This is a genomic window from Achromobacter sp. NPDC058515, assembly GCF_042721735.1.
Taxonomy (GTDB): Bacteria; Pseudomonadota; Gammaproteobacteria; order Burkholderiales; family Burkholderiaceae_B; genus Achromobacter.
In genome coordinates this window covers 78723-95404 of record NZ_JBHXNI010000005.1, presented here as the reverse complement: position 1 = coordinate 95404, position 16682 = coordinate 78723, and the positions used below count along the sequence as shown (strand labels likewise).

The following is a 16682-nucleotide window of genomic DNA, read 5'->3' as shown; positions in this document are numbered from 1 at the left end:
TTATTTAACGGCATGCGCCGAACCGCTGTCAATGGAGGTTCGCTCGAACCCCGGCAGCGTCCGGCGCAGCCCTACGCAAAGGCTGTCATGGCGACCTCCGCCCCTCCCGCCCAGAAACGCGCCCGCGCCGGCCGGCCTCCCATTCTGGAGGCCCCGCGCGAGCGCATCCTGGAAGAAGCCGCCAAGCTCTTCGCCCGCAGCGGCTACGACGGCAGTTCCGTGTCGGACCTGGCCGCCGCCATCGGGGCGTCCAAGGCGGCCATCTATCACTACTACCCCACCAAGCAAGATATCTACGACGCCATCATCCTGGAAGCGCTGAACGGGCTGACGCAGACGGTCGGCCGGGATGTGGCCGGCGCCGACGGCGGCGCGGCGCGGCTGCGCGCGTTCATGGTGGGCCACGCCCGCTATTTCGAGCAGCACCACGCGGAATTCGTGACCATGCTGATCGGCTATTCCGGCATGGCGCTGCCCGAGCGCGAAGACGCCGCCCGGCTGCGCGACGGCTACGAGAAGCGCCTGCGCGAAGTGATCGCCCAAGGCGTGGCCGAGGGCGCGTTCCGTCCGCTGGACGTGGCCGCCACCGGCCGCGCGGTGCTGTCCATGCTGAACTGGATGGTGCGCTGGTACAAGCCGGGCCAGGGCGACAGCGCCGAAACCATCGCCGCCGGCTACTTCGATCTGCTGGTGGGCGGCATGCGCGCCTGAACGCGCCGCCCACTTGAAACCCGACCTGCATCCGACTAGTGAGACTCCCATCATGGCCCTCGACACCGAAACCCTGACCCTGCTGCTGGACGCCGTGCGCCGCTTCGTGCACGAACGCCTGATCCCCGCCGAAGACGAACTGGCCTCAAGCGGCCAGGTGCCGCCCGATATCGTCAACGAAATGCGCGAACTGGGCCTGTTCGGCCTGTCGATCTCGCCCGACTTCGGCGGCCTGGGACTGACCATGGAAGAAGAGGTGCGCGTCGTGTTCGAGCTGGGGCAGACCTCGCCCGCGTTCCGCTCGCTGGCCGGCACCAACATCGGCATTGGCTCGCAAGCCATCGTTCTGGCCGGCACCGACGAGCAGCGCGCCCGCTATCTGCCCAAGCTGGCCAGCGGCGAGCTCATCGGCTCCTTCGCGCTGACCGAGCCCGACGCCGGCTCCGACGCCATGGCGCTGCGCCTGTCCGCCGAGCGCGACGGCGACAGCTACGTGCTCAACGGCACCAAGCGCTACATCACCAACGCGCCGGTCGCCGGCCTGTTCTCGGTCATGGCCCGCACCGCGCCGGAACGCCGCGCCAACTCGATTTCGTGCTTCCTGGTCGAAGCGGGCACGCCGGGCCTCATCATCGGCAAGCCCGACAAGAAAATGGGCCAGGCCGGCGCCCTGACCAGCGACGTCGTGTTCGACAACTGCCGCGTTCCCGCCAGCGCGCTGCTGGGCGGCGAAGAAGGCAACGGGTTCCGCACGTCCATGCGCGTGCTGGACAAAGGCCGCCTGCATATCTCGGCCCTGTGCGTGGGCATCGCCGACCGCCTGTTGAGCGATGCCGTCAAGTACGCCACCGAGCGCAAGCAGTTCGGCCAGCCCATCGCCGAGTTCCAGCTGATCCAGGCCATGATCGCCGACAGCCAGGCCGAGCTCTACGCCGCGCGCTGCATGGTGCTCGACGCCGCCCGCATGCGCGACCGCGGAGAGAACACCACGATGCAGGCCGCCTGCTGCAAGCTCTTCTCGACCGAAATGGTGGGCCGCGTGGCCGACCGCGCGGTCCAGATCCACGGCGGCGCGGGCTACATGTCCGAGTACGCTGTCGAGCGCTTCTACCGCGACGTGCGCCTCTTCCGCATCTTCGAAGGCACCTCGCAGATCCAGCAGCTGGTGATCGCGCGCGAGACCATCAAGGCGCATTCCTGATCTTTCGGGCGCCGGAAAACCGGCGATAGCGTTCAAAAGGCTAATATCCTGTTTGACGATTGGTGACCCGGACGCGCCCCAGCGGCGCGCCCGGGCATGACGCGCCAGCGGCCCCAGGGCCGACGGCATGACGGAATTCCAGTCTGGCTTGCGCCTGCTCGCAGGCCGGACGTTTTCATTTCTCTTCTAGCGAAAAGATCACAGATGTCGCAACGTCCCGCTCCCCTTACCGGCATACGCGTGCTGGACCTGACCCGCGTGCTGGCGGGCCCCTGGTGCACCCAGAACCTGGCCGACCTCGGCGCCGAGGTGATCAAGATCGAAAGGCCCGGCGCGGGCGACGATACGCGCGCCTGGGGCCCTCCGTACCTGAAGGACGAAGCGGGCCACGACAGCACCGAAGCGGCGTACTACCTGTCGGCCAACCGCAACAAGATGTCGGTGGCGCTGGACATCGCGTCGCCGCGCGGCGCCGAGCTGGTGCGCGAACTGGCCCTGCAGAGCGACATCCTGGTCGAGAACTTCAAGGTAGGCGGACTTTCCAAGTACGGCCTGGACTACGAGAGCCTGAAGGAAATCAACCCGCGCCTGATCTATTGCTCGATCACCGGCTTCGGCCAGACGGGCCCGTACGCCAGCCGCCCCGGCTATGACTTCATGATCCAGGGCATGGGCGGCCTGATGAGCATCACCGGCGAACGCGACGACCTGCCCGGCGGCGGTCCGCAAAAGGCGGGCGTGGCCGTGGCCGACCTGATGACCGGCATGTATTCCACGGTCGGCATCCTGGCGGCGCTGCTCGAGCGCGCCCAGAGCGGCCTGGGCCAGCACATCGACATGGCCCTGCTGGATTGCCAGGTCGCGATGCTGGCCAACCAGAACCTGAATTTCATGACCTCCGGCGTGGCTCCCCTGCGCGCCGGCAACGCGCACCAGAACCTGGTCCCGTACCAGGTGTTCGCGGCCAGCGACGGCCACCTGATCGTGGCGGTCGGCAACGACAGCCAGTTCCGCAACTACTGCGGCGCGATCGGCCTGCCCGAGCTGTCGGCGGACCCGCGCTTCTCCACCAATCCGCAGCGCGTGAAGAACCGCGAGGAGCTGGTGCCGCTGCTGGCCGAGCGCATGGCCACGGGCGCGCGCGACCACTGGCTTGCCGCCCTGGAAGCCGTGGGCGTGCCGGCGGGTCCCATCAACACGCTGGACCAGGTCTACGAAGACCCGCAGGTCCTGGCCCGCGGCATGAAGCGCGAGCTGCCCCATCCCGCGGCCGGCACGGTGCCAATGGCGGCCAGCCCGCTGAAATTCTCCGGCAGCCCGGTCGAATACCGCCGTCCGCCGCCCATGCTGGGCGAGCACACCGAGCAGGTGCTGTCCGAAAAGCTGGGGCTGTCGGCCGAAGAAATCCAGGCGCTGGCGCAAAGCCGGTCCTGAAGAACCATCCCAATACAGGCAGGAGATAGTTGATGACGGAGATTCAAACCATCGGCGTCGTGGGCGCCGGGGCCATGGGGCGCGGCATTGCGCAGATCGCGGCGCAAGCCGGATTGCGCGTGCGCTTGTACGACACCAGCCCCGACGCCGTGGCGGCCGCGCGCGAGTCGCTGCGCCAGACCTGGGAAAAGCTGGCCCAGAAGGGCAAGCTGACCACCGCCGACGCGCAAGCCGCGCTGGAGCGCGTGGAGTCCGCCACCGCGCTGACCGACATGTCGAAGTGCCAGCTCGTGGTGGAGGCGATCGTCGAGCGGCTGGACGTCAAGCGCGACCTGTTCGCGGCGCTGGAAGGCGTGGTGTCAGAGGACTGCATCCTGGCGTCGAACACGTCGTCCCTGTCCATTACCGCCATCGCGGCCGCCTGCAAGCGTCCGCAGCGCGTGGCCGGCTACCACTTCTTCAATCCCGTGGCGCTGATGAAGGTGGTGGAGGTCATCGACGGCCTGCGCAGCGCGCCCGAGGTGGGCGATGCGCTGGCCGACCTGGCCCGCCGCATGGGCCACACGCCCGTGCGCGCCAAGGACATGCCCGGCTTCATCGTCAACCACGCCGGCCGAGGCATGAATACCGAAGGCCTGCGCGTGGCGCAGGAGGCCGTGGCCACCTTCGCCCAGGTGGACGCCGTCATGCGCGAGCAGGCCGGATTCCGCATGGGCCCGTTCGAGCTTCTGGACCTGACCGCGCTGGACGTGTCGCACCCGGTCATGGAATCCATCTATCGCCAGTTCTTCGACGAGCCGCGCTTTCGCCCGTCGCCCATCACGACCGTGCGCCTGGCGGGCGGCCTGATCGGCCGCAAGGCCGGCGAAGGCTTCTACGCCTACGCCGACGGCCAGAAGCAGGCGCCGGCCGAAGCGCCCGTGCCGGCGCTGCCGGAAGGGCTGAAGGTCTGGGTCAGCCCCAAGCATGCGGAAGGCTATGCGCGCGCCTCGGCGCTGATCGAAAAGCTGGGCGCCAGGCTGGTCTCGGGCGCCTCGCCCGATGCCGATGCGCTGATCATCGTCACGCCGTTCGGTGAAGACGTGTCCACGACGGTGTCCGCCCAAGGCCTGAATGCGGCCCGCACGGTGGGCCTGGACACGCTCTACGCCTTCGACGCCGCCAAGCGCCGCACCATCATGGCGTCGCCCGCGACCGAAGCCAAATGGCGCGACGCGGCGCATGCGCTGCTGGCCGCCGACGGCGTGCCGGTCACGGTGATCGAGGATTCGCCGGGCTTCATCGCGCAGCGCATCGTGGCGACCATCGTCAACATCGCCAGCGACATCGCGCAGCAGCAGATCGCCACGCCGGAAGACATCGACTTGGCCGTGACGCTGGGCCTGGGCTATCCGGTGGGCCCGCTGGCCCTGGGCGACAAGCTGGGCGCCGACCGCATCCTGGAAATCCTGAAGAGCATGCAGCGCGTGACGGGCGACCCCCGCTACCGCCCCAGCCTGTGGCTGCAGCGCCGCGTGCAGCTGGGCATGTCCCTGGTGAAGTCGTCGGCGGACTGATAAAACTACGGCGAAAAAAAGCCCCTTGATGCGTCAAGGGGCTTTTTCCTTGCGGACGTTGCCGGGACTTACTTGGCGGCGTCCACCATGTATTGCACGGCCGCGCGGATGTCTTCTTCCGAGGCGTTGGCCGCGCCGCCCTTCGGGGGCATCGGCGGCTTGCCTTGCATGGCGACCTGCACCATGGCGTCCATGCCGGTCTTGATGAAGGGCTCCCAGGCGGCCTTGTCGCCGAACTTGGGGGCATTGGCCACACCGGTGGCGTGGCAGGCGAAACAGACGCTCTTGTAGAGCTTCTCGCCGGCCGGGTTGACGGCGGCGGTCTGCTGCGGGGCCGGAGATGCCGGGGCAGGGGCCGCGGCGGCGGGCGCCGGCGCGGCGGGAGCAGCAGGAGCGACGGCGGCAACAGGCGCGGCGGCGGGAGCCGCGTCCGCTTCCTTCTTGGCGCCTTCCTCGGCCGGGGCGGCGGGTTCAGGCAGCGATGCGCCGGACTTGTTGGCCATGTAGACCACGGCGCGCGCAACTTCAAAATCGGACAGCGTGGGGTTGCCGCCCTTGGCGGGCATGCCGCCCTTGCCGTGCAGCGCCACGTTCAGCATGGTGTCGTAGCCGGCCTTGATGAACGGAGCCCAGGCGGCGTTGTCGCCCATCTTGGGTGCGCCAGCGACGCCGGCGGTGTGACAGGCCGTACAGACGGCGGCGAAGACCTGCTCGCCGGTCTTGAAGACCCGGGGGGCGTTGGCGTCGACAAGCTCGAATCCTGCAACCGGGGCAATGCGCCTGGCGACGGCCTCGCCGGACAGCGCGTCCGAACCGGCCCCTACCTTGGTGCCCGAGACCACCATGTTCACCAGAAGGATGATGATGGCGATGGGAACCACGAAAGCCAGGACGATCGTGACGATCAATTGCTTCGGGGTCTTGATGGGGGAGGAGTGCTCTTCTATGTGTTCCTGCTCGTTGCTCATGACCAAATCCTGCTAACGGGTACCGGGGGCGCCTGGCGGCGGCAACAGAAAATCAGTACTGCACAAGTCGGCGGCAAACCATGCCCGCCTGCAAGCAAACGCTGGATTATATAACGGTGTCATGGACGCGAGTCCAATGCAACGGAAGGGGTTTTCGATGAGTTTGGCGCAAGATTTGATCCACTTCATGCATATCGTGGAAAACTAGGTACAATACCGCCTCCTTGCGCTGCGCCCGTAGTTCAATGGATAGAATGAGAGTTTCCGAAGCTCTTGATACAGGTTCGATTCCTGTCGGGCGCACCACAGAATCAAAAACGTAGTAGTAATTTGGGTCCACGCTGGGCCCAAAATGGCTACTTCGGGACTGGCTCAGAAGGCCCCAAAGGCACCGTTGGGCGATGCTGGGCGACAAGCCGCCGCATCTTGTCTTTCTCTCGCTGGTTTGGCCGCGCCGTCGATCCACTTCGAACAGACCTCGAAGAACATCTTGGCATTTTTGTGGCCCATCTGTCTGGACAGATACCCAGGGTTCATCTCCGCCTGGAGGCCCATCGTGGCATATGTGCGGCGTGTTTGCCGTGCATCGCGCTCCCGCACGCCTAACTCCCGCAGTGGTCTCTTGAGCGCGATCGTCCAGATGCCGCGAAGAGGCGTCATGGCATTGTTGAAGGTCTTAGCGGCCAGCGGTGGAAGTTCCGAGATCTCAAGGACTAGGTCCTCGTAGGTGACTTCGCGGATCTCACGGTCGTTCAATACCGGACGCCAGTAGTTGTTTAGCGTGTTCTCACAGCATTTTCTGGCACACGACTTGCTGGCGGCCCGGTACCGCCGCTGCGCCGGTCGCGCTGCTGTAGAAGAACGAGGACGCCGTCATGAGCACCAAGCCCCATTCGCATCAAGACACCCCGGAAGATGCCCAGCACAAGCCCGTGCCCGAGGGCGAGCGCACGCTATCCGACCGTCCGGCGGACCCGAACCGGACTGGGGCTGGGCGTCAAATTCCGCCCGGCATGGACCCCAAGGACGTATGGGACCCGGGCCGGGCTACGCCAGGCGCTCCGCCGGTGGACAACCGGTCCTGAACCGATTGAGGGGCCAACAATGAAAGCTGTCGTATTCCATGGTGTCGGCGACATCCGCCTTGACCCGGTTGCCGACCCCGAACTGCAGGATGACCGTGATGCCATCGTGCGGCTGACTGCCAGCGCGATCTGCGGCACCGACCTGCACTTTGTTCGGGGCACAGTCGAGGCCATGCAACCGGGGACGATTCTGGGTCATGAGGGCGTGGGAGTCGTCGAGCAACTGGGCCGGGGGGCGCAATTTGTATGTCGGCGATCGCGTGGTGATCCCGTCGACGATCGCCTGCGGCTACTGCGCCTATTGCCGGGCCGGCTATCGCGCACAGTGTGACAACGCCAATCCCAACGGTTGCGAGGCCGGCACCGCGTTTTATGGCGGACCGCAAGCCACGGGACCGTTTCAAGGCCTACAGGCCGAATTGGCGCGCGTGCCATACGCCACGTGAACCTGGTGAAGATTCCTGCCACTGGTTCAAGTACACGCTGAGGGGCTCGCTGGGCAAGATCCTGAAGAGTGGTGGTCGCCATGTGTTGGCCGCGTATCACCCATCATTTGCGTTAAGAAGCCCGAATCCTGAAGGCAGGGACGCCGCATACCGGACGATCGTGGATGCGCTGATACGGGCCCGTACGATGACCGGCAAGAGCTAGCCGGCCAGCGGAAAGGGAGCCTGATATTGAAGATTCTGCTGCCCCTGTCTCCGCCATCGCGCGCTTACCGCATTGTGGGCTCGGCTCTCCGCACTGGATGCCGGGCATGGCGTTTGCTGGATTGGCTCTGCATACCGCGCTGTCCAGGGAGAGTCGTGCCATGAAGCTGAAAGCAGGACAACCCAATCCGCCGTCCGACGATACCGCGCATGAAGTTTAGGCAAGTCACGGCGGGAAGTAGAACCGAACGAAGAGGGAAGGCCATGTCGCGCAGATCGGAACCGGTCAAGACCACCAGAGTCCGCGAAAGTGGGGAGCCGACGCGCGAAGCAAGCCCTGACGCTGCGGCAGGAAGCGCAGCGGCCATGGCCGATGCGCCCGGAGCTCCCTCGATCTGGGTCGTCGGCGATGTGCATGGTTGTTGCGCATCGCTAGACGCGTTGCTGTCCCGTCCGGAAATCGCGGACGATCCGGAATGCCGGTTGTGGTTCGTGGGCGACCTAGTTAACCGGGGGCCCGAATCCGCCGCTACGTTGCGGCGCGTCATGGCCCTGGGTGATCGCGCCACCGTGGTCCTGGGCAATCACGACTTGCGGGCGCTAGGCATCGCGGCCGGTTGTATGCGGCTGGGTAAGCGCGACACATTGAAGGATCTAATCGACGCGCCTGACGCGAAAATTCTGATGGACTGGTTGCGCCACCGCCCCTTGATGCATGCCGAGGCAGGTCACATTCTGGCCCACGCCGGCATTTTCCCCCATTGGGACGCGGCCACCGCGATCTCGCTCGCGGGTGAAGTCGAAACCCTGCTGAGAGACGACCAATGGCGGCATCACATGCGCACGTTCAATGGACCGGCGGTGTTGGCATGGCGGGACAAATTGCAATGGGAGCACCGGACCAGATTTATCGTCAGCGCCTTTACCCGCATGCGCCTGTGCACGCGCACCGGTGAGTTGGCGCCTACCGCTAATAACACGCCGGGTTGCTGGCCACGCGGCACGCTGCCCTGGTTCGATGTGCCAGGCAGGCTTGTCGGCAGCACGCCTATCATTTTTGGACATTGGGCGACGTTGGGGTTGCTGGTGCGTTCGGACGTCACCTGCGTGGACACCGGTTGCGTGACGGGCGGTGTGCTGACGGCCCTGAGACTGAGCGATCGGAAGCTGCTTCAAGTTGGTCGCGAGCCCCTCATATCGCCTTCCGAGACCCCGGTGGCTGCGCCGATTCGGCGCGATGGGGCCGGGTCCGAGTTTCGTCGCGCCTGGTCGTTTCAGGCTGGTAGCCGTTAGGCTAGGACTAGGGGCGGCGGCCATAGGATCATCATAGTGATCCGCCCCTGCGGCGCGAATTGCTCCATCAATTCGCCCCGGCTGATATGTTCGCGTTTCAATCCGGCCACGATCAGGCGGCCGTCCCGCACCAGACAGACGCGTTGCGGTTCAAGAATCCGTCGCAGCACGGGAAAGTGATACATGGTGCGGTCGAGCAGGTAACTCCATCCTGCAATATTGGCTGCATCCCTACAGGCACGGCGGCATCAGGAAGAGGGGCAGCGTCTCCCAAATGACCGCCAGGGCCGACAGCAGGCACAACGCGGTCGTGAGCCATGCATAGAATGTGGCCGTGCTGGACGCGGGCGGGCGTTGGCGCAGGCGCTGACGCCATGTGGCTCCCGCCATGCCGGCCAATGCCAGCGCGCCGCCGGCGAGGATAATCCATGACGAGGCGGGAAGCCCCATCCATTGGCTCGCCAAGGCCGACCGGGCACAAGCCAGCGCATTAACGGTGTAAATGAACAGGTAATGCGCCAGCCAGATGGTGGGGCCGGCGATGAGGAACAGCAATTCGATCCCAAACCGCGGTTTCATGGCCTAACCCGTCAGCCGTGGAAAGACATGAAGCAGCGCCAGCGCGGCGAGACCCTGGGCAGCGGTGTACCGCCACATCAACATCGTGGTGTCAAAAGCGGCGCGCCGCGTAGTGGTCAGCGTGCCTGCCAGGGAGCGCGCGACGGTGAACACCCCCATGACGCCAGCCAGCGCCGCAAAAGCGGCCTGCAGTCCGGCCATCGCGTATACGGCGGCCGCATAGGCGGACGCCTGTGGCCTCAGGCCGGATTGCCAGTGTGCGTTGAGCTCCACGCCCGCCGATGCCAACAGCAGGACGATGGCCGTAGGCATGCTCCACCTCAAGAACGGCTGGCCGACCTGCCCCAGGCGGCGTCCGGCGCCAGCCGCCAACGCGACCGCGCCCAGCAGCAGACAGGCGGACAGCACCTGCCAGGCCGGGGGGGGCAGTCCACTGGCTTTCGGCCATGCCTCAGGATTTGTGGTCCACAGGAACAGGTAACTGAAGACTAATGAGCCGAAAATACTGGCGCAGACAATGACCAGCAGGACCATGGCCCAGGACGCATGGGAGGCGCTGCCCGAACACATCATCGGAATGCGCAGGCCGCCGCCAATATCCACCGATGGATAGTCCGGCCCCGTGTCCGCGTCCCACAACCAGCGCCATAGCGCGGCCAGTGCCAGCATGCCGAATGTGGCGGCAAGCGGCAGCAGTTTGAAGGTGAGGAGCAGGAAGAAGCCGGCCGTGCCCAGGGCGGCCAGGAACGGCGACCATGCCGGCCCCGGAAGTACCAGAACGTAGTCGGGACGGGCGTCGAGCGCGGTGGTCACCAGCGTCGAACGCAGTCCGCCCGGAGCGCTGGGCAGGAAGTGGCCCCCGGCTTCCACTTCCTGCGCGAGACCCGGCTGGGTCCACAAAGGTTCGCGGCCGGTCACCGCAGGCACGCTGCGCAGGCCATGGCTGCCGCTGGGCAGCCATTCCAGGGTGCCCGCGCGCCAGATATTGCCGGCATTCTTATCGGCGTCGGGCCTGAAGTTGCGCGCAACGTCGACCAGGAATATCAGAACCCCGGCGGCGATAAGGTATGCGCCCACCGTCGACACCATATTCAGAGATCCCAGGCCCTGGCTCTCCGCGTAGGTGTAGACCCGGCGCGGCATGCCGGCCAGGCCGGTGAAGTGCATTGGGAAAAAGGCCACGTTGAAGCCGACGAACATCAGCCAGAATGCCCAGCGTCCCATCCGTTCCGACAAGGTGCGCCTGCTGACAAATGGCATCCAGTAATAAAACGCCGCGAACAGGGGAAACACCATTCCGCCGAACAGCACGTAGTGAAGGTGAGCGACGACGAAGTAGGTATCGTGCGCCTGGAGGTCAAAGGGGATGACCGCGACCATAACGCCGGTAAGTCCGCCGATGACGAACACGAAGAAAAATCCCAGGATGAAGAGCATTGGGGTCTTCAGTGGCCGCAGCCGGTCGGCGGCGGCGATGGTGGCGATCCAGGCGAATATCTGGATGGCCGTCGGCACCGAGACCGCCATGCTCGCGGCCGACGCGAAGCTAAGGGAAAGCCGTGGGATTCCCGTCGCGAACATGTGGTGCACCCACAGGCCGAAACTGAGAAAGCCGGTCGAGACCACCGCCAGGACCACCAGGCGATAGCCGACCAGGGGCGTGCCCGTCATGGCGGGGATGATCATCGACACCATGCCGGCGGCCGGCAGGAAAATGATGTAGACCTCGGGATGGCCGAAGAACCAGAAGAGATGTTGCCACAGCAACGGGTCGCCGCCCCGCTCGGCAATGAAGAACGGCATGTCGAAGGCGCGTTCCAGTTCGAGGAGCGCGGTGGCCACGATGACGGCCGGAAACGCGATGATTACCATACCGCAGAACACCAGCATCACCCATGCGAACAATGGCATCTTTTCCAGGGTCATGCCCGGAGCGCGCGTACGCAGGATGCCGACCGCAAGTTCGATCGCGCCGGCGATCGCCGAGATTTCGATGAATCCGATGCCTAGCAGCCACAAATCGGCATTCACAGCTGGTGAATACCGGGCGCCAGTCAGCGGCGGGTACATAAACCAGCCGCCGTCGGGTGCCAGGCCCACGAAGATGCTGCAGAAAAAGACTAGGCCACCGATTGCGTAGGCCCAGTACGCGTAGGCCGATAGCCGCGGAAACGGCAAATCGCGCGCGCCCAGCATGTTGGGCAACAGCAGCACGGCCACCGCTTCGACCGCCGGCACAGCAAAGAGGAACATCATGACCGTGCCGTGCATGGTGAACAGCTGGTTGTAGAGCGCGTGTCCGATGAGATCGCTGTCCGGCGTCGCCAGCTGGGTGCGCATCAGCAACGCCAGGATGCCTGCCAACAAGAAGAACAGCAACGCCGTGCCGATATAAAGCAAGCCGATGGAGGTGTTGTTGACGACCGTGATGGCCCTGAACCCCGTGGGGCGCCGCCACGCGAGCTTGAGCTGTTCGAATTCCTCAGCTGGGCGCGGTAGCGGATTCGGAAGCCGTCGGGGCGCGTCGGGCGTGGTGTTCTCGGCGGTCACTTCAGGCTTTCCATGTAGCGAGCCACGGCGCGCAGGTCTTCGCCCGGCCATTGATCGAAGGCAGGCATGCCGTTGCCTGGTTTGATATGTTGGCCGCCGGCAATCCATCCGGCCAGCGCGCCCACGTTATTGGGCAGTACGCCGGCCGCCAGCGACGGACGGCTGCCCAGATGGGTCAGGTCAGGCCCCAGCGTGCCCTTGGCCGGCGTTCCCCGCACGGAATGGCATTGCGCGCACGCGCGCTGGAACAGCTGTTCACCCTGCCGAAGTTCGGGTCCGGCCAAGCTGGCGGGTTGGCGTTGCCGCCGCAACCACTCGTCAAAATCCTCCGGCGCCAGCGCCTGCACGTCGAACCTCATCTGGGCATGCTGCGCCCCGCAGTACTCCGCGCATTGCCCCAAAAAAGTACCCGGCGTGCGCGCCAGCACGCGCAGGCGGTTCACCCGGCCGGGAATCATGTCCAGTTTGCCGGCCAGGTCGGGGATCCAGAAGCTATGAATCACATTTTCGGACAGCAGCAGGAATTCCACCGGCCGTCCGGTGGGAAGGCGGATATCGTTCGCGGTTTCGAACAGGGGAGTTCCGGACGGGTCCAGATAGCGGACGCGCCACCACCATAATTCGCCGGTGACTTCGATGCGCACCGCCGGCGTTGCGCCGTCGTGCGCGGTCAGGTGAGCGGGGGACAGAACATAAAGTAGCAGCGTCGTCAGTGCAAGGACGGGGAAGACGATGCCGGACGCCACTATCAGTGCAGGCTTCGCCAATATGCGGCGCACACGCCCAGGCGCGTGCATGGCCATGGCCGTCATCACCGCCACCGTCAAGAAGATGCCGGCGCCGCCGAGAAAAAGCACCCAGCCGAGTTCGGCGATCTGGCCAGCCTCCTCCCCACTCGGCGGCATGCCGGACCGGGGTTGCGCCCACACTGCGGCAGGCATCGTGGTGGTAAACACCAAGAAAAAGAGAGGCGGCATATTATGTATAGGGGCCGTTCAGCCGTATGGGTAGACTGAGAAAAGTTCTACGATGGCTGCGGCGCCTCAGCATATGGTGTTCCCGTCCTGCGCAATCCGGGTACCGCGGAACGAAAATTGCGGGTGCCCCGCGCCATTCACGGAGGCAGCCCCTTGCGCCGGATCGCACACCCCACCCGCCTGTTGCTGATTCTCGTTGCGTTGCTCGTGACTTGCGCGTGCGGGGACGGTCGTCCGCCGCTCTCACCGCCGGCGCTGGCGGCCGGAAAGCGCGCCGAGGCGGACCCGGCACGTGGGGCCCGGCTAATCGCCGAGCGCGGATGCATTGCCTGCCACATTGTCTCCGGCGTAAGGGGGCCGGCGTCCAACGTCGGGCCTCCGCTGCATAAGCTATGGCGGCAGGCTTACGTGGCAGGTGTGCTGCCCAACACGACGGACAATCTTGTGCGCTGGCTGCTAGACCCTCCCGCAATCAATCCCCGCACCGCAATGCCCGCAACGGGCCTGCAGACCGCGGACGCCGAGGACATCGCCGCCTTCCTGCTGTCGCGCGATGACGTGAGCAAGAGGACGCCATGATGCGCGCCGGGCGTATTGCGGCGTTGGCCATCGCTGCCTCGGGCGCAATCGCCGGAATATTGTGCGTTGCGATCGTCTACTTCGGCTGGTATGACGTCAGCGCAACCTCCCCCCACAGAGCGGTGGTCTATCACCTGATGGATACCGCGCTGGCGCGCTCGGTCAAGCTGCGGTCAGCCGATGTGCAAGTTCCGGAACTGAACGGCGAGGAGCGGATCCAGAACGGGGCGCGCCTGTACAGCACGCACTGTGTGCAATGTCACGGCGCCCCGGGTGTTGCGCCGCAACCTTACGCACTGGGCCTGAATCCCGCACCGGCCGCACTTGTTGCGACCGCCCGGGCGCGCCCGGCATCCGACATTTTCTGGATCACGCGACAGGGCATCAAGATGACTGGCATGCCCGCTTGGCGGTATCGGCTGACGGATGACCAGATCTGGGACGTCGTGGCCTTCATGCGCGTGCTACCCACGCTATCTCCGGCGGACTACCAGCACATGGATGACGGACAGCCCCCCGCCTCGACGGACCACGCGCCGCCCGATTCGCTTCGTCTCGGGGATTCCGTGGCGGGCAAGGCTGCCCTTCATCAATATCTATGCGTTACGTGCCATACGATCCCCGGCGTGACTGGCGCCTGGAATCATGTCGGGCCTTCATTGGCCGGCATGGCCGACCGTCCGTACATTGCCGGTGCGATGGCTAATACGCCTGAAAACCTACAACGATGGCTGCGCGCGCCCGGTGCTGTAAAACAGGGGACGGTTATGCCGGACTTGGGGGTGTCCGAGCAGGACGCTCGGGATATTGCCGCGTTTCTGTATACCCTGTCCAAGCGCGACCGCTAAATCGTTTCACTCAAAGTCGCCAGCTCCCCAGCTGAATAGGCTCCTCGGACCCACTGGGCGCGGTGCGCGGCCTCCTGCACTGCCTGCGCGCTGTTTTCGAACGCCCGCAATAGCTCCGCGCCCGTGTTGTCCGCCGCAGCAACGCGGCGGCTCCACACTTCGCCAGACATTTCGAACTGAAGCGCCCTCACGCCAATGCCGTGCAGAGCGTAAAAACAGGAGCGCAGGTAGTTTTTACTCCCAACACCTCTGCGTTCCCCAGTGCGTCACGGGAATCGGAGTCGTCATCGTCCTCGCTCTGGCACGATGCTTGCTGCGCCCGCGCACCAGTCCGCTACAAGGAGCGATCAAAAGTGGCCCAAATCATTGAACATCGGCATGGTCTAACCGTGCACCCGGTGCCGGCGGTGTTTCTGGCTGGGATGCTTCCCCTGTTTCTCGGCGCAGCGCTCGCCGATTTCGCCTATTCGAAGTCTTTTGACATCCAGTGGAGTAATTTCGCCTCGTGGCTTCTGGTCGGCGGTCTCATTTTTGGCGGCATTGCGCTGATCTTCGCCGTCATCGACCTCTTCCGGGCTCGTCAGCGCACGCGCGGAGTCATTCCGTATGCGCTGGTATTGCTGGTGGCATGGATCGTGGGAATTTTCAATGCCCTGATACATGCCCGCGATGCGTGGGCAAGCATGCCTGCCGGCTTGGCTTTGTCGATCGTTGTTGTGGTGTTTTCCTGCGCGGCCATATGGCTGGGCTTTCGCACCCCGCATATAAGAGGCGCCGTATGAAATACCTTCGATTGCTTGCTGTTGGAGCGCTGGCCGCAGTGACGGGGGTATGCGCCGGCCAAGCCGGACCTTCGCGGGTCGGACCCGAGCCCGAGCTGCCCAAGCCGGAAACGGGGCTGCTGCCCGACATGGTGATTGCAAAACCCGCGGCGTGGGGGGGCAGGGCGCCGACCGTGCCAGAGGGTTATACGATCACCGCCATCGCCACCGGCCTGAAAATCCCGCGACAGACGCTGATATTGCCCAATGGCGACATCCTGGTGGCAGAGGGCCGCGGCGGCAACGCTCCCAAACTCAAGCCCAAAGACGTGATCGCCGGCATTATTAAGGCCAGGGGCACCAGCCCGGTAAAGGGTGGCAACCGCCTGACTCTGCTGCGCGACGCCGACGGCGACGGCACCTACGAGGCCTCGACTTTCGCGGACAATCTTAATGCGCCGTATGGCCTCGCTTTGGTGGGCAACAATCTCTATGTTGCCAATCAAGACGCCTTAGTGCGATTCGACTATCAGCCAGGGCAAACTAAGGCGAATGGTCCGCCAGAAACGGTGACGCCCCTGCCGTCGGAAATCAACCATCATTGGACCAAGGCAATGACCGCTAGTGCCGATGGACAGTATCTGTACGTAGGGATCGGCTCCAACAGCAACATCACGGAACGCGGAATGGCAGTGGAAGCCGACCGCGCCCGCATCTGGCGAGTCAATGCCCGCACCGGCGAATACAAAGCGTACGCCACGGGGTTGCGAAATCCCACCGCACTCACCATCCAGCCGGATACGGGCCAGTTGTGGGCGGTGGTGAATGAACGCGATGAGATCGGTCCGGATCTAGTTCCCGACTATCTGACTGCAGTCCAGGAAGGCGCCTTCTACGGCTGGCCATACAGCTATTGGGGGCAAAACGTAGACGAGCGCGTCCGGCCACAAGACCCAGAAAAGGTCGCTGCGTCGATCAAGCCCGATTACAGTCTGGGGTCCCACGTCGCGGCACTAGGCGTCGACTTCTCGAGCGAAGCGATAGGTGGCCAGTTCGCGGATGGGGTTTTCGTTGGTGAACACGGCAGCTGGAATCGCAAGGATCCGGTCGGCTACAAAGTAGTCTTCGTTCCATTTCGGGACGGGCGACCGTCCGGCCCGCCCATAGATTTCGTAACCGGATTTCGCGATAGCGATGGCACAACCCGCGGCCGTCCAGTGGGTGTGACTGTTGACCCAAACGGCGCGCTCATCGTCGCTGATGATCTTTCCAATACGATTTGGCGCATAACGCCGACGCAAACCCGACTGTCATCACAGCCGGCCGCGACCACGCAGCTCTCGGAGTCTTCCCCGCCTGCGCGGGGCAGATAGCGACTTCATTGGGATGAAGAATCTCACGTAAACCTCAAGACGAGGCCGCCTCATGCTGCGCGTGTCCGGTGCCAGAGAGCTATAGAGGCTGTTCGACGGTCGTCACGTTGGCAACCA

The 16682-nt window shown here is 64.7% G+C and carries 15 protein-coding genes, 1 tRNA gene and 1 pseudogene; 12 read left to right on the top strand and 5 right to left on the bottom strand.

What is annotated here, in order from left to right; translation table 11 throughout:
- Positions 1-87 precede the first annotated feature (87 nt).
- From ACFWP0_RS11200 to ACFWP0_RS11185, 4 genes are all read left to right on the top strand, one after another.
- On the top strand, positions 88-711 hold the full coding sequence (locus ACFWP0_RS11200; protein ID WP_377842011.1) for a TetR/AcrR family transcriptional regulator: 624 nt from the start codon (positions 88-90) through the stop codon (positions 709-711).
- A gap of 52 nt (positions 712-763) precedes the next feature.
- Positions 764-1912, top strand: a complete 1149-nt coding sequence (locus ACFWP0_RS11195; protein WP_377842009.1) for an acyl-CoA dehydrogenase family protein — start codon at positions 764-766, stop codon at positions 1910-1912.
- A gap of 204 nt (positions 1913-2116) precedes the next feature.
- On the top strand, positions 2117-3346 hold the full coding sequence (locus tag ACFWP0_RS11190; protein WP_377842008.1) for a CaiB/BaiF CoA transferase family protein: 1230 nt from the start codon (positions 2117-2119) through the stop codon (positions 3344-3346).
- Between the two features lie 32 nt (positions 3347-3378).
- Positions 3379-4902 carry a 3-hydroxyacyl-CoA dehydrogenase gene (locus tag ACFWP0_RS11185; RefSeq protein WP_377842006.1) on the top strand — a complete coding sequence of 508 codons (1524 nt, stop codon included), beginning with the start codon at positions 3379-3381 and terminating at the stop codon, positions 4900-4902.
- Positions 4903-4970: 68 nt separating this feature from the next.
- Here the strand turns inward: ACFWP0_RS11185 and ACFWP0_RS11180 are convergent, their stop codons facing one another.
- Complete coding sequence (locus ACFWP0_RS11180) at positions 4971-5870, bottom strand: c-type cytochrome (RefSeq protein WP_377842005.1); 900 nt, start codon at positions 5868-5870, stop codon at positions 4971-4973.
- Between the two features lie 231 nt (positions 5871-6101).
- Between ACFWP0_RS11180 and ACFWP0_RS11175 the strand changes: the two genes are divergently transcribed.
- Positions 6102-6176: transfer RNA gene (locus ACFWP0_RS11175), tRNA-Arg, on the top strand.
- A 66-nt stretch (positions 6177-6242) separates the two neighbouring features.
- Here ACFWP0_RS11175 and ACFWP0_RS11170 read toward each other — a convergent pair.
- A complete protein-coding gene (locus ACFWP0_RS11170) occupies positions 6243-6626 on the bottom strand; it encodes a hypothetical protein (protein WP_377842003.1) in 384 nt (127 codons plus the stop codon).
- Between the two features lie 119 nt (positions 6627-6745).
- On the opposite strand from ACFWP0_RS11170, the gene ACFWP0_RS11165 reads away from it, so the two are divergent.
- The 3 genes and pseudogenes from ACFWP0_RS11165 to ACFWP0_RS11155 all read left to right on the top strand — a co-directional run bounded on the left by ACFWP0_RS11165 (position 6746) and on the right by ACFWP0_RS11155 (position 8898).
- A complete protein-coding gene (locus tag ACFWP0_RS11165) occupies positions 6746-6955 on the top strand; it encodes a hypothetical protein (RefSeq protein ID WP_377842001.1) in 210 nt (69 codons plus the stop codon).
- Between the two features lie 19 nt (positions 6956-6974).
- Positions 6975-7401: pseudogene (locus tag ACFWP0_RS11160) on the top strand (alcohol dehydrogenase catalytic domain-containing protein).
- Positions 7402-7971: 570 nt separating this feature from the next.
- The gene (locus ACFWP0_RS11155) at positions 7972-8898 is read left to right on the top strand and encodes a symmetrical bis(5'-nucleosyl)-tetraphosphatase (RefSeq protein ID WP_377841999.1); all 927 of its coding nucleotides are present in this window, start codon (positions 7972-7974) and stop codon (positions 8896-8898) included.
- Between the two features lie 231 nt (positions 8899-9129).
- Here ACFWP0_RS11155 and ACFWP0_RS11150 read toward each other — a convergent pair whose 3' ends face one another.
- The 3 genes from ACFWP0_RS11150 to ACFWP0_RS11140 are packed head-to-tail and all read right to left on the bottom strand — an operon-like array spanning position 9130 to position 12983.
- Positions 9130-9453 (bottom strand): hypothetical protein, encoded by a 324-nt coding sequence (locus tag ACFWP0_RS11150; protein WP_377841998.1) that lies wholly within the window; start codon positions 9451-9453, stop codon positions 9130-9132.
- A gap of 27 nt (positions 9454-9480) precedes the next feature.
- On the bottom strand, positions 9481-12027 hold the full coding sequence (gene ctaD, locus ACFWP0_RS11145) for a cytochrome c oxidase subunit I (RefSeq protein WP_377841997.1): 2547 nt from the start codon (positions 12025-12027) through the stop codon (positions 9481-9483).
- On the bottom strand, positions 12024-12983 hold the full coding sequence (locus tag ACFWP0_RS11140; protein WP_377842340.1) for a cytochrome c oxidase subunit II: 960 nt from the start codon (positions 12981-12983) through the stop codon (positions 12024-12026). The genes ctaD and ACFWP0_RS11140 overlap by 4 nt, the downstream gene beginning before the upstream one ends.
- A gap of 144 nt (positions 12984-13127) precedes the next feature.
- Here ACFWP0_RS11140 and ACFWP0_RS11135 point away from each other — a divergent pair, with 144 nt between their 5' ends.
- The 4 genes from ACFWP0_RS11135 to ACFWP0_RS11120 all read left to right on the top strand — a co-directional run bounded on the left by ACFWP0_RS11135 (position 13128) and on the right by ACFWP0_RS11120 (position 16565).
- A complete protein-coding gene (locus ACFWP0_RS11135) occupies positions 13128-13583 on the top strand; it encodes a c-type cytochrome (RefSeq protein WP_377842338.1) in 456 nt (151 codons plus the stop codon).
- Positions 13580-14431, top strand: a complete 852-nt coding sequence (locus ACFWP0_RS11130) for a c-type cytochrome (RefSeq protein WP_377841995.1) — start codon at positions 13580-13582, stop codon at positions 14429-14431. Before ACFWP0_RS11135 ends, ACFWP0_RS11130 begins: the two co-directional genes overlap by 4 nt.
- 353 nt (positions 14432-14784) lie before the next feature.
- Positions 14785-15213: a DUF2231 domain-containing protein gene (locus ACFWP0_RS11125; protein WP_377841994.1), complete on the top strand. Its 429-nt coding sequence runs from the start codon at positions 14785-14787 to the stop codon at positions 15211-15213.
- Positions 15210-16565 (top strand): PQQ-dependent sugar dehydrogenase, encoded by a 1356-nt coding sequence (locus ACFWP0_RS11120; protein ID WP_377841992.1) that lies wholly within the window; start codon positions 15210-15212, stop codon positions 16563-16565. The genes ACFWP0_RS11125 and ACFWP0_RS11120 overlap by 4 nt, the downstream gene beginning before the upstream one ends.
- Positions 16566-16682: the final 117 nt, after the last annotated feature.